Source organism: Mucilaginibacter sp. OK268, from assembly GCF_900103125.1.
Taxonomy (GTDB): domain Bacteria; phylum Bacteroidota; class Bacteroidia; order Sphingobacteriales; family Sphingobacteriaceae; genus Mucilaginibacter.
Genome location: NZ_FNJV01000004.1, coordinates 319,184 through 336,094 on the forward strand (window position 1 = coordinate 319,184; position 16,911 = coordinate 336,094).

Here is a 16,911-nt window from a genome sequence, read left to right on the forward strand (position 1 = left end):
AATTTATAATGATCTGATTGTTAATTTATTAACAACTGCGAATTGATTGTGTGTGTACTACAATATTAAAGTCTGTCGACTAAACATTTATAAAGGTTGTGAGAGGTAATGATGTAGTGTTTATAGTTCTATCAGAAACTCCGTAAGGTTTTTATCATGCTCCAGGTTGAGCTTTTTACGCAGCCGGTAACGGCGTATCTCGACACCGCGTAGCGAAATATTCAGCAACGAGGCCATTTCTTTACTGCTCATGTTCATGCGCAGATAGGCGCATAATTTCAGGTCATTCGGCACCAGATCTGGGTGCCCGGATTTGAGTTTTTTGAAAAAGTTTTCGTGGGCTTCGTTAAAACTTTTTTCAAATATGTTCCAGTCGCGCTCATCATTCATGCCCTCGTCAATAACTTTTTGTATGCGACGTAACTGATCGTCGGCTAGTTTTTTGCCCGAGCTGTCTTTCAGGTGTGTTATTTCTTCGCTGATCTTTTGCAGCAGTTCGTTTTTATAAACCAGGTTCATGGCCGAGTTGGCCAGCTCACGGCTTTTACCGGCGAGGTCGGCCTGCAGCTGTTCATTTTTAATATTGATGATATGCTGTTCGTTGGCAATGGCCTCCTGTTTTAAAAATTCCTCCTTTTCCTTTTGCAGTTTCTCCTGTATGTGCTGCTGATGGCGCTTTAATTTCAGACGGTAATAATATCTTACCAGGTAATAGGCCAAAATGAGCAATAGCACATAAACAAGAATCGCCAGCTTGCTCGCATACCAGGGTGGCAGCACGGTAAAGGTTAAAGTAGTTATAGCTGATACATTTTGATCATTGATCTTGGCCCGAACCTTAAAGTGATAAGTGCCCTGGTTAAGATTGGTAAACTCTTTCTGGCTTTGCGGCGCCCAGTCAGACCATTGCCTCGAGTATCCTTCCAGGTAATATTGAAATTTGATCTTAGCTTGTTTGTAATAAGGTAATGAATAGGCAATGCGGATATTGTTTTGCGAATAATGTATCTCGATAGAGTTATGTATACTATTCATATCGCTGATCACGTAAACCTTGTCGGTCACGTTTTCAATGCGGCGTATCAGCACCTGGGGGATTTTTACCGGGCTGGGTAAAAGCGCGTCGCCATCATTCAATATCACAAAACCATCATCGATACTGATAAGATAAGTTAAATTATTGATACGGTTGATGGTTTCATAATGCTGCACCATTTGCCCGTTAAGTACTGTGAACCTGTTGGTATCAATGCTGGTTTTGCCGGGCACCGAAAAATCGGCCAGGGCAACACGCCCCTGGTTGATGAACCAATACCGTTTCCCTATAGCCTTGATGATTTTACCCGACGAGGCGAAAGTTCCCAGTTTTTTATTGAGCTGCGTGTATTTAAAAAAGCGGTCGGTAATGTCGTCATAGATATAAAAACCCGAATCGGATGAGAATACTACGCGGTTATCCAGGTCGAAAACGTTCACATTGTAGCTGCCCGGCAGGCCATATTTGCTGTCGTAATATATACTGGAGGTTACTTTTTTAAGGTCGCTGCTTAGGGTGAGTTTATAAATACCCTTGTAAGCATGGCTTACCCAGATCTGGCCTTTGCTGTCCTGCTCCACATAGCGCGATGGCTCGCCAAAGCCCTCTACCTTATGGCTGAATACCCAATTGCCGGCGGCGTCTTTTTTATAGATCACCAAACCGTTGTAGATGCCCTGGATCAACAGATCATGGTTGAGCTTTTTGATGGTCCAGCCACCCGTCATCGTCGAAATTTTGGTAATGGTATTGCCGTTTACCTGGTAGGTGCCATTATTATGACCACAAAGCAAGCGCCCGTCCTGTAACGACAGATCCCAAACCTGCCCCTGTGAACCGGGTATCAGTTTAAAATCAAATGATTGAAAAAGCTGGTTGTTATCGGCAATCCAGTCGCTGTAAAAAAGGCCCTGGTTGGTGCCCAGGTATATTTTATTGTTAAAAATGATACTGGCATAAACCGTCCCGAATTTACCTGTTTTATCAAAGTAAAAATACAGCGGTGAGTTTACCTCAATACGGTCGATACCATTATCGAGTCCCGCCCAAAGGTTTTGCTCGCTATCGATATATAAACTTAAAACGGTATTGTTTTGCAGCCCACTTGCCTTATTAATGTGTTGTACCACATGCCCTGCCGTATCTACGATCACAATACCGTTGAGTATGGTACCATAGGCAAAATATTTCCCCGGGATAACAGCCCCATTATTAAGCTGGTAGGTTTTTAAAAAGTCGTTAGCCTGGTTGGCCCAGGGGCTTATATGAACACCGTCATAAATAAACAGGCCGTTTTGCGCGGTGCCAATGATATATTTATTGCCCTGAAAAGGGAGTATAGACAGTACACCGCTGATCCCTAATATATTGCTCCCCTGTATATATTCCAGCTTATTGCCTTTTAATTCAAACAAACCTGCCGATACCTGTTCTACAAAAAAACGTTTACCGGCCTGGAATAAAAACAAATAAGGTTTGGCTGCTTTAACAACGCTGATACTGCCCTTTGCATAAATGTATATGGCGCCGAATGATTGGAAAAGCACCCTATCGCCATCGATATATATTTTCCAGATCTCCTCGTTGATGGGCCGGTATTTTTGAGGGATGAGATTAATTAGTGAGTTATACCTTAAGAAGCCTTTGTTATCATCCTGCCAGTAGCCAAATTGGCCAAAGGCACCGGTGTATATTTTGCCCTTACCATCGGCCAAAACCGAACGTACAATAAGGCCGTTGGGCATATGGTGCTGCTGCCAGTATTTACCGTCGAAACTTAACAGCCCTTCGGCATTGCCAAAGTACATAATGCCCTGCTCGTCGCGCGTAACCGACCAGTTTTGATTGCCCGACTGGTATATATTTTTGGTATAATTTTGTACATACGGAACACCTATGCTTTTGATATCAACCGCGCCGGAATGAAAAATAGCAGTGAAAAACAGGAGTAAACTAATCCAAATAGCTTTACGCATAGTGCTTAATAACAGATACCCAAATGTGATCAGTTGTACGAAAATACAGTTTGCCCACCGGATTAAAAAACAATAATAGCTACATAGTTGTATTACAACAAGCACGAAATGGCTATTGCAGATACTAAGCTATTTCCTTAGCTTGCATTTAAACAACGATAATTCTAAAAAACATGAAGAAACTATTTACTATGCTGATGCTCGCTGTAATGAGCTTTGGCGCTATTACCAGCTACGCATTACCACAAACCAAAAAAGACGGTACTGCCGATAAAAGATACAAGGCAAATAAAACAAAATTAAAGAAAGACGGAACGCCTGATAAGCGTTATAAAGCAGCTAAACCAGCAGCAACGCCGGCTAAGAAAAAAGCTTAATAAAACAATAAACCCCGATGAAACATCATCGGGGTTTATTGTTTATGGGGCTCTCCACACCGTCATTGCGAGGTACGAAGCAATCTCTATGCTATACAGAGCAAACATGCATGACTGACCTGCTTATGTAGAGATTGCTTCGTACCTCGCAATGACGGGTTTATTATCAGGCGGGGTTAGTCAATTCGACGACATCACATCCGCCAAAGCCTTACTCAGCCAGCTGTATCTTTTCTTTTTTCTGCGTGTTGATGGGTTGAGGCACTTTTACATAATAGCCGGTACCATCGTACTCCCTTTTGCGGGGGTGACTTTGGCAGGCATCGCTGCAGCAGCCTTCCATTTTAGTGCCACATTCATCACACTGGGTAAAATGCTCATTACACTCCGGATTGGCGCAATTGATCATTTTGGGCGTAACCTTACCGCAGTTACGGCAGGTAGATATTACCACCGGGTTCACACTGTTCACGTCGACAGAAAGGCGGTTGTCAAAAACATAACATTTGCCTTCAAAATCTTCGCCGCCGGCTTCTTTACCATATTTGATGATACCGCCATGCAGCTGGTAAACATCCTTAAAGCCTTCATGCAGCAAGAGGGCCGATGCTTTTTCGCATTTAATGCCGCCGGTGCAATAGGTTAATATTTTTTTATCCTTGTATTGGGCCAACTGGTTGATCATCTCCGGGAAGTCCCTGAAATTCTCGATATCCAGCGTCACCGCGTTTTTGAATTTGCCTAAGGAGTGTTCATAGTTGGAGCGTACATCAAGCACCACCACATCGTCGCGATCCTTCATCGCCAGGAAATCTTTTGGTTCCAGGTGTTTGCCGGTTTGCTCTTGCGGGTTGATCACCTTCGGATCGCGCAGACCAGAGTGTACGATCTCTGATTTATACCGTACGTGCATTTTTACAAACGAAGGGGTATCTACCACATCAACCTTAAAATCGATACCGGCAAAACGAAGATCGGCATGCACCGTATCCATATAAGTTTTACAAGCTTCGGCTGAGCCAGAAACGGTGCCGTTAAGTCCCTCGGTTGCTACAATAATGCGACCGGTTAAGCCTAAACTTTTGCAAAATTTTAAATGATCGGCAGCAAATTGCTCCGCATCAGCTATTGTTGAATAACAATAGTATAGTAGTGTATTATATTGTGCCATAATCCATTGATACCGCTGCAAACGGTGTTAAATGAGGCGCAAAGATAGTTATTTGAGCTGAAAGCAAAAAGCTTAAGGCGTAAAGCTTTTACTTGTCGCCTTAGGCTTTCGGCTTTAAGCCTTAAGCTTTCAGCTTACCTTATACCATAAAATATCCTGAACCCTTGTATATATTTCTGATTGCCGGCGTAGGAGATACCATAATCAACCCGGAAAATGAGGCGTTGTACCCCGATGTAAAACTCGCGGTAGTTGGTATTGCCTTTGGTGGTGAGGTAATTGGCACCTATCAATTCTTCGAGTTTTAGTTTCCGGAGGATAGGGATCCGGTTGAATATCGACCCGGCAAAATTATGCTGGAAATGCGCCTCCAGGAATGCGCCGTTGGTGCTATAGGTATAAAAAGGTAAAAAGTGGAAGCTACCCACATAGGTTGGGTCGAAGGTTAGACCCTGGTTACCCAAAAAGTGGTTATAATCCATATAATACAGCTTGTTATTATTGAAAAAGCCACCCGCGGATACTTTGAACGACGAGAAGCCGGTTAGCCCTACGCGTATATTGTTTTGCGAAATATCAGCCGAAGCAAAATCATAATCGACATCAGACCCAAACGCGCTTTTGATACCCTTACGGTAATTTACGGTTAGGGTAGGGTATTTTGAGGGTAGATTGAATTTGCCGGTAGGCCTGGTTTCGTATTGCTGATCAAAAGTAATAATAGCCGATGCCGCGAAAACAAGCGCCTGGTTATCGGGAAATAGCTCCGAATGATCATCGGGCGGCGTTCCCGGCGGGGCCAAAGGGTTATTGGAGGTAAATTCCCGGTCTTTCACATCTTTTAACTTTCCGAAAGCGGTATTATATAACTGGCTGCGGCTGGCATAGCTGAGGTTGCCGTTCAGCAAAACACCATTCAATATCTCGCGCTGATAACCAAACATGCCGTAGTGCGAACGGTAATATTTTACATAGTTATTTTCGCTGAGCAGCGTACTCAGGGTATTAAAATATAAGGACCGTGTACCTACATTATTCAGATCGAGTACATCGCTGCCAAAACCGGCAAAGAATTTAGCGTTATGAAAAGGGTCGTTCATGTACTCACCGTACATATTGGCACTGAACGTTTTGTTGGTGAAGCCATACCGAACATCGGGAGTTATACTGTACCTCCTGAGGCTGTCCAAAACATGGGTGTATCTTATTTTGGCATTGATGCCAAAGCCCTCCACCGTATTGTAATAAAAGGTTTGAATGAAAGGAAATATATACAACGAGTCTTTTTCACTGCGATTACTGGCATGATACCCAAATATGAGGTATCCCGGATAATTGATCCGGTTTTTGTGGTGTTGCAGGGTATCCAGGTACTGGTCGGTTTTTTTAAAAGCAGCTATGCTATCTTTTTTCTGGTTGTCACGCGCCTCCTGTTGTGTTAAAGGAACTGGGCGTGCCGATACCCAGAAATCTTCTTTTTTGGAGTTGGCGGTAGTATCAACCTTTAATATTTCGCCGGTAAAAAATCTATCCGGAAAAGTGGGGTTAATTTTATAGTTATTGTAAATGGTATTATAATAGCCCCCAAACCTAAATCCCAATACCTTGCCTTTAAAGCTAAACTGTACCGAGGCAGGCATCCAAACACTGTCGGTAACGGCTATGTACTGTTGTTTTATTTGTAAAGTGTCAATCAGGTTGATGTTACTCATCTTGTTGGTCACGTACAAATCGGCAGCGTATATGCGCCAGTCGCCCTCCACAATATATATATTACCTTCAAAGTACTGGCCGTGCCCGCGACGGGGTATCACCTGTATCTTATCAATGGTGCGGCCATTCTCTACCGAGGTACCCAGCAGTTTATACCGGTAAAAGATACCGGCAAAAGAAGCTACCGGCGATACAAAGCCCCTGGTGCTTAGTCCATTGATCGCAAACACATTCTGATAAAAATTCACCTGCAGATCTGACGCCTTGGTATAGCTGAATGCGGTGTTAATACCCGACGTTTTTTTGGCAATGGTTACCTCCCTTATTTTATTGGGCTTTTCAAAACTGAGATCAGACAGCGACTCCGATTGATAAAGAATACCCCTGCCGTTGGCGTCGAGATCAAGGGTTTGCCGAACTGCCGGTGATAATAATGATTTGGGGGCGCTCAGCAATCTTTGTACCCCTTTAATATAAACCGCGCAGGAGTATGATGTGGCTTCCTCTATATAATATTTACGGTTTTTGATCACCTGTTTCATGATGGTATCGCCGGCGTCATGATTTTTCTGATAAACAGATGCCACACGGTTGGTGGCAAACACCTCATCCTGCATCTGCACATCCAGTTGTTGATCATGGTCGGCTATAGTTACACTAACAATTTTCTCCTGATAACCAACCACCCGGTAAATTACGCGATAAGTACCCGGGCTTAGTTTAAACTGGTAGGCCCCATCCTCATTGGAGGTAGTGCCATAAGTGGAGTTTTTGATGTATACCGATGAGAAGGGGATCAGGTTGTTGTTTTGATCGGTTATCCGGCCCGATAATAAATATTGTTGTGCCGAAGTATTTATAGCACATAACACTATAAAAATCAATAGTATGCAGTTTTTCATATTCTATAACTAATCAATACGTTTTAACCGCAAAATGTTTTAAACTGCTCTTAATAAATATTTAACAATGGAGAGCCTCACCCTGCCCTCTCCAAAGGAGAGGGTATAAAAAAAGCTGTCATGCTGAGCGCCGTCGAAGCATGGTGGGTTGGCCTCTGCGCTCAACCCTTCGACGGAGCTCAGGGTGACAGGCCCCCCTTTTTAGCGCAAGTCTTGTGTGGTTGCCGGTGGGTTGCTGACTTGTGCTCTGTCGTTGTTCATTCCTATTTAATTTATCGATTAATAATATTTGTTACATTTGATTAAACTTAAACTTATATCATGCAATTAGCTCTTTATCAATTTGATGATGGATCTCCCCGCCCTTAGCGCAAGTCTTGTGTTGTGGCCAGTGGGCTGCTGACTTGTGTTCTGTCGGGTCACAAGTCAGCCTGTACGCAGGGGCCACTACACAAGACTTGCGCCAAATAATGAAAATAAAATCCCCTCTATGCGCGAAGCGGAGAGGGGTGACGAGCGTAGCGATGTCGGGGTGAGTCGAATCAGCGTTCGCTATTCAAAATTCATTATTCGATATTATTTTTCCTTTCAGTTCCCTCCCCGCGGAGGAATGTTTAATTTTGCCCTCTCTAAAACAGTATAGATATGTATAATACACTAAAACCGGTTTTACAGCAGGAGCTTGCCGACATTGAAAATGCAGGGTTATATAAAAAAGAACGCGTCATCACATCGGCACAGGGTGCTGATATTACCGTTCAGGGTGGTCAGGAAGTAATTAACTTTTGTGCAAACAATTACCTCGGTCTGTCGGGCAATCCCAAAGTGGTACAGGCGGCAAAAAACGTGATGGATACTCATGGTTATGGTTTATCGTCCGTGCGTTTTATTTGCGGTACACAGGATATCCACAAACAGCTGGAAGCTAAAATATCAGAGTTTTTAGGAACTGAAGATACTATATTATACGCCGCGGCATTTGATGCCAACGGCGGTGTTTTTGAACCCCTGTTTAATGAGCAGGATGCCATTATATCCGACGAGCTGAACCATGCCTCCATCATTGACGGCGTGCGTTTGTGCAAGGCCCAGCGCCAGCGTTATAAACACGATGACATGGCCGATCTGGAAGAAAAACTAAAAGCGACCAAAGATCTGCGCCACCGCATCATCGTAACTGACGGTGCTTTCAGCATGGACGGAACCATTGCCCAGCTGGATAAAATTTGCGCACTGGCCGAGCAATACAATGCCCTGGTGATGATTGACGAGAGCCATTGCTCGGGCTTTATGGGTAAAACCGGCAGAGGTACGCATGAGCACCATAACGTAATGGGGCAGATAGATATTATTACCGGCACATTAGGCAAAGCCCTGGGTGGTGCGTCGGGTGGTTTTACATCGGGTCGTAAAGAAATTATTGATATGTTACGCCAGCGCTCACGCCCGTACCTGTTCTCCAATACCCTGGCACCGGCCATTACCGGCGCTTCGATAGCGGTACTGGATATGCTGAGCGAAACTACCGCCCTGCGCGATAAGCTGGAAAGCAACACCCAATATTTCCGCCAAAAAATGACCGAAGCCGGTTTTGATATCAAACCGGGTGTGCATCCCATTGTACCCGTAATGCTGTACGAAGCCAAGCTGGCCCAGGAGTTCGCTGCCAAAATGCTCGAGGAGGGTATTTATGTGATCGGTTTTTACTACCCGGTAGTACCACAGGGCAAGGCCCGCATCAGGGTACAAATATCGGCCGCCCATGATACCCAGCACCTGGATAAAGCTATTGCGGCGTTTACCAAAGTGGGTAAGGAACTGGGTGTGATTAAATAAGTGATACGAAAAAAGGGCTGTCACCCTGAGCATCGTCGAAGGGTGGAGCGAAGAGGCCTGCCCACCATGCTTCGACGGTGCTCAGCATGACACCCTTAGAAGGCATTTCAGCATCCGGAATAATTTTCGTATATTGTATAAAACAGCAGCCCGGCTCCTCGAAAACAGGAAGCCGGGCTGTTGTTTTAAAGGGAAATATGGCCCAAAACTCGACCGTTTGGTAGGTAGTTAATTGACAATCAATAAATTAATACTTTTTAAAGTTTTAAAAACTGCTCAAAACTGTATCGAAATTTGTTAAAAAGTGTTAAAATCGATGATTTTGAACTGATTTTTGAACGTTTTTAGCCCCTTTTGGGGCAGAAATTTGTTAAAATTTAAGTTTTAAAAAGTTTTTCCGGATGATGCCTCAAAATGCCGGATCATTTATTTGTTAAACCATTTTTCAATTAATGATTTTTTAAGAATTAATTAAGCGGCGATCACAAATTTGGCTTTTATAATTATAACCTTTTATAATAAACCCATGTTTAATTCTTCCAGATTTCAATCCATATTGGTGGCCTGGCTGCTGCTGACTGGTACCCTCGCTTACAGCCAAAGCAAGCATAGCAAAACCTCGGCATTTACCAGTTATAAAGGCCTGATGATGGCCGGTTACCAGGGCTGGTTCAATGCTCCCGATGATGGTGGTGGTCGTGGCTGGAACCATTACAATTCGCACGGGAAATTTGAACCCGGCCACACCAATATTGATGTATGGCCCGATGTAAGCGAGTACAAAAAAACCTATAAAACACCCTTTAAACATGCCGATAGCAGCTATGCCTATGTTTACAGTTCGCATGATGCATCTTCTACCGAAACCCACTTTAAATGGATGCAACAGTACGGTATAGACGGGGTATTTGTACAGCGCTTTATAGGCGATGTGCAAAGAGGACGCGGCAAGGCGCATAATGATGTGGTGCTGGGTAATGTACTTAAATATGCGCAAAAATATAACAGGGCCGTATCGGTGATGTACGATCTTTCGGGGATGCAGGCCTGTGGCGATTCCCTGGTGATCAAAGACTGGAAACACTTGGTTGATAGTCTGAAACTAACCAACCGGGGCAACAAGCAAACCTACCTGTATCATAATGGTAAACCGCTGGTAGCTGTATGGGGTATTGGTTTCAACGATCACCGCCGCTATGGCTTAACCGAAGCTGAAAAGATCATTGATTTTTTAAAGAACGACCCGGTTTATGGCGGTTGCTCTGTTCTGCTAGGGGTACCCACCTATTGGCGCGATTTTGGGAATGATACCGAAAAGGACCCGCATCTGCATAATGTGCTGCGCAAGGCCGATATTATACATCCCTGGTTTGTTGGCCGGTATAACGAGCAATCGTACCCACAATTTAAACACCGCATTGCCGAGGATATAGCCTGGTGCAAAACCAATAAACTGGATTATGTACCTGTGGTTTTTCCGGGATTTAGCTGGCATAATATGAACCCGCACAGCCCGCAAAACCAGATCCCGCGTAACCGTGGGCAATTTTACTGGAAACAAATCACCGGGGCCATATCCAGCGGCGCCGAAATGCTGTACGTAGCCATGTTTGATGAAGTTGACGAGGGTACGGCCATACTCAAGGCATCCAAAAATCCACCTGTGGGTTTAAGCAATTTTGTGAAGTATGAGGACGATATCCCCAATGATTATTACCTGTATTTAACCGGCTATGCAGGCAAAATGCTGCGGAAGCAGATACCACTTCAGGATAGTATACCACCGCCGCTTACCGATAAGAAAAAATAAAAAGATTATGTAATTTGTGCTTTATAATGCCCAAACTACAATCGCCGACCTTTATTGATCATATTAATACATCCTTTAAAAAGAATGGGAATAAATATATTGTCAATTTGTTGTTATGGGTGTTGGGTATTGCCTTATGCGGACAGTTAATTGCTCAGCTATTTACTGTTAAACAGTTAAACAAGGTTACCGGCTTGATCCTGGCAAAAGAAGTCAGGGTCACGTCGTATGAAGGTGGCAGAGGAGGTAAACAAAACTATTCATTGATAATTACCTTAAAAAACAAGCAAACGTATAATATCGATTTTAATACAAATAGCGATTGGTCGATAGGAGATCAATTACACATCAACGAAAAGGTTACGCTTTACAATCCTTCCTGTATTTACAATTTACTAAGTCTTGACTGTCTTGATTTTGGGAGCAGGGTTAGCCAGGTTGAGGCAAATGGCGAAGTTATTTACAGTTTTAAAGCACACCAAAACAAAGCCTGGAGCTTTATCGCTTATTTAATTGTTGCTATGCTTATAGTGGTGTTTATAAAAAGGAAACTGAAAATTGATGCGGCCTAAACTTCTTATACTTCAGGAAAAATAAAGCCATTCAGGCACGGGTAAATCGATTTTAGCAAATTCTATAACATTTTATATTCTAAACAGGCACTGTTAATGTTTTATTAATGTGTTATTATTTACGGCGCATAGTTTAGCTCCTGGTTGGCAATTCACTCGGATTGCCGATATACAAAATATTTAAACCTGATAACCATACATTTTATGAAGAAAAAGTATGCCGGTGCGCTGGCTATTTTAATAATTGCGTTTTGCTCTTTTGAGTCGCCTAAACCACCTGTTAAATACCCGTATCAAAATGCCGCTTTACCGGTTGAAAAACGGGTAGCCGATCTGTTAAGCCGCATGACGGTTGCCGAAAAAATAAGGCAGCTGGATATGTACAGTGGTCATGAAGTGGCCAATATGAAAGGCCACGAATCAGAATCTTACTCAGACAGTGCCCGCATCAGCATAGGCACCGAAGGCATTGGTTCAGTGCATGATCTTTATCCTTTAACCAGCGATATCAGCAACCAGATACAGCGTTATGCTGTTGAGCATACCCGGTTGGGTATCCCCGTGTTGTTTATTGAAGAGGGCTTGCATGGTTACTCGGGCTTGGGAAGCACTACCTTTCCTATTCCTTTGGCATTGGCCGGAGCCTGGGATACTACCCTGGTGCACCAGGCAGGGCATATTATTGCTACCGAAATGCGTGCACATGGGGTAGCCATGGTGTTGGGGCCGGTGCTTTGCCTGCCGCGCGATCCGCGCTGGGGCCGTGTGGAAGAAACTTATGGTGAAGACCCTTATCTGGCGGCCGCCAATGGTGTTGCCATGGTAAAGGGCCTGCAAGGCATCAAAGTAAGCGCCCCGGATGCCGTATTGGCTGAACCCAAACATTTTGCTGTTCATGGCATACCCGAGGCGGGCAGTAATACGGCCCCGGTAAATATGGGCGAACGTGAAGCGCGATCATCGTTCTTATATGTGTTTGAAAAAGCCATCAAAGAGGGTGGGGCATTGGGGATGATGGCCGCTTATAGCGAACTTGATGGGATACCTTGTGTCGATAATAAATGGTTGTTGAAGGATGTGCTGCGCAAGGAATGGGGCTTTAAAGGCTTTGTGCTGTCAGATTTGGGGGCTATCAAAATGTCGATGATCAACCACCGGGTAGCGGCCAATACCGCCGATGCGCTGGCTCAAACGCTTACCGCCGGGCTGGATATGCAGTTTTATGATTTTCCGCATGCGGAGTTGATGAGCGCCATCAAAAAAGCGCTGTCCACCAAACAGCTAAGCATGACCGAACTTGACCGGGCTGTGGGCGACGTACTGCGGGTTAAATTTATGCTGGGGCTGTTTGATCATCCTTATGTTGATAAAAGCCTGATTAAAAAAGTATTCCATACCGAAGCGAGCCATGCTGTGGCCCTGAAAGCGGCGCAGGAAGGTATCAGCCTGTTGAAAAACGATAATGGCTTGTTGCCGCTTAATGCAAATACGCATTCGGTAGCCGTAATTGGTCCGCTGGCTGCCAGTACTTACCTGGGCGGTTATGCCAACACCGATGGTAAGGGCGTTGCCATATTGGAAGCACTGAGGCAAAAAGCCAGCAGTGATATGAAAATTGAATATGAAGCCGGCTACTCTACCAAAGATACATCCGCGGCAACACAAGGCGAAGAGCTGCAAAAAGCAGTGGACCTGGTGAACCACTCCGATGTAGCCGTAGTCGTATTGGGCGAAGATATTGGTGAAGTTGGCGAAGGAAAAGACAGATCGAATCTTGATCTTAACGCCAGGCAAACCCGCTTGATAGAGACCCTGCAAAAAACAGGTAAACCTATTGCTGTGGTGCTTTTTAATGGCAGGCCCTTGTGCATCAACTTTGTGGCAAAAAAAATACCGGCCATTGTTGAATCATGGTTCCTGGGTGAGGCTGGGGGATCGGCCATTGCCGATGTACTACTTGGAAAAATCAACCCATCAGGTAAATTACCGATGACCTTCCCTCGGTCGACAGGGCAGATACCTTATTATTACGACCATAAACCTACGTCAAGACACGTATATGTTGATCAGGATACTTCGGCCTTGTTCTCCTTTGGGCATGGTTTGAGCTATACCACATTCGCGTATTCAGACTTAAATATTAGTCAGAAAAGTATACCGGCTAATGGTTCGGTCAATATCAGCGTCACTGTAAAAAATACCGGCAAGGTAGCAGGTACAGAGGTAGTGCAATTATATATCCGCGATGTAATTTCCAGTGTGACCACCCCGGTAAAATCATTAAAGGGCTTTAGCCGCATCAGTCTGAAACCCGGCGAAAGCGGCAAGGTTCAGTTCAAATTAAATACAGAAGAGTTAAAGATCTGGAACCGTGAGATGAAACACGTGGTGGAGCCCGGCGAGTTTAAGATCATGGTAGGTTCGTCGTCTGAAGATATCAGGTTGAGAGGCAGCTTTTGGGTGAAATAGGCTGCTTAATGTGCAGATGTACGGATTTCAGATGATTTTGGAACGAGTACATGTAGAGATGTATGTAATGGTAATAGCCTATCATTAGACATCACACATCAATAATATCAAAAAAGGGTGGCTGTCACCCTGAGCTCCGTCGAAGGGTAGAGCGCAGAGGCCTTCCCGCCATGCTTCGACGGAGCTCAGCATGACACCCTTTTTAGACAAATGTCTAATCATGGACTATTACTATTATAAGAGGGCATTTTGTTTTTAAGTTATGGTTTACACTGTAAACCGTTTTTTTTAATAAAAAATATCATAATCAATTGATTATCAATTTAATAAATAAGTATAAGCCCCAAAAAGTGTAAACCATGTAAACCCACTTTTATAACTCGGTTATATTGAGACCCCCATGATGTGTCTCCGGCAACAACAAAGCCCTGCTGTTATTAACAGCAGGGCTTTTATTGAAAGGTTAATATGAATTAAGGTTTAGGTATGGTGGGTCGTATTGTGGTTAAGGCTATCTGTCCTTTGAACATTTTAGCCCCGTCTCCGGTTAGCCTCAGGTAATAATCGGATGAGCAGGGAGTGCCGTCTTCATCCAATGATTTAAAGCCTGATCCCACCGGTACAAAAGCCTGGCTTTCTGCGGTCTTGGCAATCTGGTTGCTTTCGTTGTATTCATCAAACATAGAGATGTAGATACCCTGCGCACCGGCGCGTTTCATGTTGTAAAACTGACGCCACATAAAATCGCCATGGGCCCTTTGCTGTGCACTTAAATCGCCGGGCAAAACGCAGGGCTGATAATCAATGCCATTAGCTGCGCAATAAGTTTCGTCCGGAACATTGATGGTATTGTAGAAATTGTCTGATTCGATCACGTTACCTATGCGGCCTACCATCCATGGCGATAACATATCAAAGGCCTTGTAAGTAGCTAGGAAGCCAGGGCGGGAATCGCTTTCCTCCTTACGCCAATGAGTTGGTACACCACCAATAACGTAACAGCCCTTGCTTTTAAACCAATTGATCACAGCCAGGCAGGAAGCAGCCGAAAAATTATGATTATCATCGCTGAAACCAAAACCCCAGATACACACTACGGGCTTACCATTCTGTTTGGCGTAAGCCGTTGAGGAGGTATAAACCGACATTTTATTGGTCCAGTCGGTTTCCATTTCTGTGGCCATGTTTGTCCAGCCGCTTACATCATACATAATGTAAAATTTTACGCCATTTTTTTCGGCAGCTATCTTTACTTTGGCGGCCATGGCATCACGTACCGGGCCTTCGATGCCGCTGGGGTTAAAGCGCTGTAAGGCGGCCCCATCAATACCATAATCTTTCATCCACTTAAACTGTACATCAACGGTTTGATCGGTATAGGATGAAAATACGCGCGCTTCGCTGCCATTGTTCAAATTGGCGAAATCGGTTTTAAAAGTCGTAGTATAATCACGCACATCGGGCCATGCATATATAGCTTTATTGGTTGGCGAAGGCGCTTTTGCCCAGTCGTTTGACCAATGCCAGAACATGTTGATGGGCGATCCATCGCCAATAGCGGCAAACCAGCCCTGGTAACCCACCACAACTTTACCTACCACATCACCAACAGGCGAAGGGGTAACGTCGACAGGAGTGGTTGGAGGGGGGACAACAACGGGTGGAGGTGGGGTGCTGCTATCCGATGTTTTTTTTGAGCAGCTGTTCATGGAGCAAGTGCTGATTGTGGCCAATAAGACTATTAAACTTAAAGTGCCGGATTTATGTTTTCTCATCATTTGGGGTTTAATTGAGGTAGAATGAAGGGTTGGATTAACAGGTTACTTTTTATGTCTGCTATTTGCTTTAAATACCGGTGGCAGAATGCTGCCGCCACCGGTATTGTTATTAAAAATTAGAGGTGTTTATTTTGATATAAACCTCAGGTCGTCTATCCCGGTAGTAAGATCCGCATGGGCTTTCCCGGTTGTGAAAAAGAATATGCGGAAATGGTTTATCGCCGTATAGTCTGCTCCTCCATCATCTGTTTTGATCGCCTTGTCAAAGTCGAGCGTTATTTCATTCCATCCGTTTTTCAGATTAGGGATAAGCGGGGCCACATCCCATGCCGACTCATGGTCATCTGATTTGCCGGAGCTGGTAATCTCGATAGATCCATCATTTTTAAGCAAAGAAACATCTGACACATACCACCAGAATTTAAACCTGCCGTTAGCTGCGGTAAAGCTTGTATTTACAGGTACGGCCACATCCTTTATAAATTGCATAAAATCGTTGCCGTTGGTGATGGTGTTTTTTAAATATCCTGTACCCACTTTTGCTCCTGATGTTTCGATGGTTGGGGTACCTACTGTTTGCCAGCCGTCGGCCAGGTCGGCACCGTCAAATACAACCGGCGGGGCGGGTGGCGCCTGTCTGAACACCAGGTCATCTATACCCGTAGTTAAGTCGGGGTGGCTTTTGCTGGTAGTGGAAAAGAATATACGGAAATGGTTTATCGCCGAATAATCTGCGCCGCCATCGTTGGTTTTAATAGCCACGTTAAAATTAAGGGCTATTTCGTTCCAGCCGCTTTTTAATGTACTTACCAAAGGCGCTACATCCCAGGCCGACTCATGATCGTCTGACTTGCCTGAACTGGTAATTTCTATGGAGCCATCTTTAATAATGGTAGGGTCTGATAAAAAGAGCCAGAATTTGAACTGCCCATTAGTTTCGGTAAGCTTGGTATTCAGTGGTGTTGGCAGATCCTTGATAAACTGCATAAAATCGGATCCATTTGTTATGGTGTTTTTAATATAACCGGTGCCTTCTTTTTGGCCCGATGTGGTAATGTTTACATCGCCCACCGTTTGCCAGCCATCTTTCTTGTCGGCGTTATCAAACACCACCAATGTAGGATCGGGCGGAGGAGTTGTCGTGGTATCAACAGGCGGCGGTTTAAGCCCCGAGGTATCCCGCGACGCATATTTTTCTTTTTTACAACCGGCAATTAGGCCTATGATAAGGATGGAGCATACCATCGTTGTTTTTATGAATTTCATTTCCT

At 44.3% G+C, this 16,911-nt stretch carries 10 protein-coding genes; 5 read left to right on the plus strand and 5 right to left on the minus strand.

The window, feature by feature from the left end; translation table 11 throughout:
- Positions 1–120 precede the first annotated feature (120 nt).
- Entirely contained in the window at positions 121–3,012 is a 2,892-nt protein-coding gene (locus tag BLR84_RS16025; protein ID WP_090470083.1) for a ligand-binding sensor domain-containing protein, read from the minus strand.
- A gap of 173 nt (positions 3,013–3,185) precedes the next feature.
- Here BLR84_RS16025 and BLR84_RS16030 point away from each other — a divergent pair, with 173 nt between their 5' ends.
- Positions 3,186–3,389: a hypothetical protein gene (locus BLR84_RS16030; protein WP_090470085.1), complete on the plus strand. Its 204-nt coding sequence runs from the start codon at positions 3,186–3,188 to the stop codon at positions 3,387–3,389.
- A gap of 211 nt (positions 3,390–3,600) precedes the next feature.
- Here BLR84_RS16030 and BLR84_RS16035 read toward each other — a convergent pair whose 3' ends face one another.
- Positions 3,601–4,560 carry an oxygen-dependent tRNA uridine(34) hydroxylase TrhO gene (locus BLR84_RS16035; protein WP_090470087.1) on the minus strand — a complete coding sequence of 320 codons (960 nt, stop codon included), beginning with the start codon at positions 4,558–4,560 and terminating at the stop codon, positions 3,601–3,603.
- Positions 4,561–4,694: 134 nt separating this feature from the next.
- On the minus strand, positions 4,695–7,175 hold the full coding sequence (locus tag BLR84_RS16040; RefSeq protein ID WP_090470089.1) for a DUF5686 and carboxypeptidase regulatory-like domain-containing protein: 2,481 nt from the start codon (positions 7,173–7,175) through the stop codon (positions 4,695–4,697).
- 645 nt (positions 7,176–7,820) lie between these two features.
- On the opposite strand from BLR84_RS16040, the gene kbl reads away from it, so the two are divergent.
- The 4 genes from kbl to BLR84_RS16060 all read left to right on the plus strand — a co-directional run bounded on the left by kbl (position 7,821) and on the right by BLR84_RS16060 (position 13,862).
- Positions 7,821–9,011: a glycine C-acetyltransferase gene (gene kbl, locus BLR84_RS16045; protein WP_090470091.1), complete on the plus strand. Its 1,191-nt coding sequence runs from the start codon at positions 7,821–7,823 to the stop codon at positions 9,009–9,011.
- A gap of 526 nt (positions 9,012–9,537) precedes the next feature.
- Positions 9,538–10,821, plus strand: a complete 1,284-nt coding sequence (locus tag BLR84_RS16050; RefSeq protein WP_090470381.1) for a glycoside hydrolase family 99 protein — start codon at positions 9,538–9,540, stop codon at positions 10,819–10,821.
- Between the two features lie 26 nt (positions 10,822–10,847).
- Positions 10,848–11,393 (plus strand): hypothetical protein, encoded by a 546-nt coding sequence (locus BLR84_RS16055; protein WP_090470092.1) that lies wholly within the window; start codon positions 10,848–10,850, stop codon positions 11,391–11,393.
- A 204-nt stretch (positions 11,394–11,597) separates the two neighbouring features.
- Positions 11,598–13,862 carry a glycoside hydrolase family 3 N-terminal domain-containing protein gene (locus tag BLR84_RS16060; protein ID WP_090470094.1) on the plus strand — a complete coding sequence of 755 codons (2,265 nt, stop codon included), beginning with the start codon at positions 11,598–11,600 and terminating at the stop codon, positions 13,860–13,862.
- 473 nt (positions 13,863–14,335) lie between these two features.
- On the opposite strand, the gene BLR84_RS16065 is transcribed toward BLR84_RS16060, so the two are convergent.
- Both BLR84_RS16065 and BLR84_RS16070 read right to left on the minus strand, forming a co-directional pair.
- The gene (locus tag BLR84_RS16065) at positions 14,336–15,571 is read right to left on the minus strand and encodes a glycoside hydrolase family 99 protein (protein WP_218128355.1); all 1,236 of its coding nucleotides are present in this window, start codon (positions 15,569–15,571) and stop codon (positions 14,336–14,338) included.
- Between the two features lie 195 nt (positions 15,572–15,766).
- On the minus strand, positions 15,767–16,906 hold the full coding sequence (locus BLR84_RS16070) for a hypothetical protein (RefSeq protein WP_090470098.1): 1,140 nt from the start codon (positions 16,904–16,906) through the stop codon (positions 15,767–15,769).
- Between the last annotated feature and the right edge of the window lie 5 nt (positions 16,907–16,911).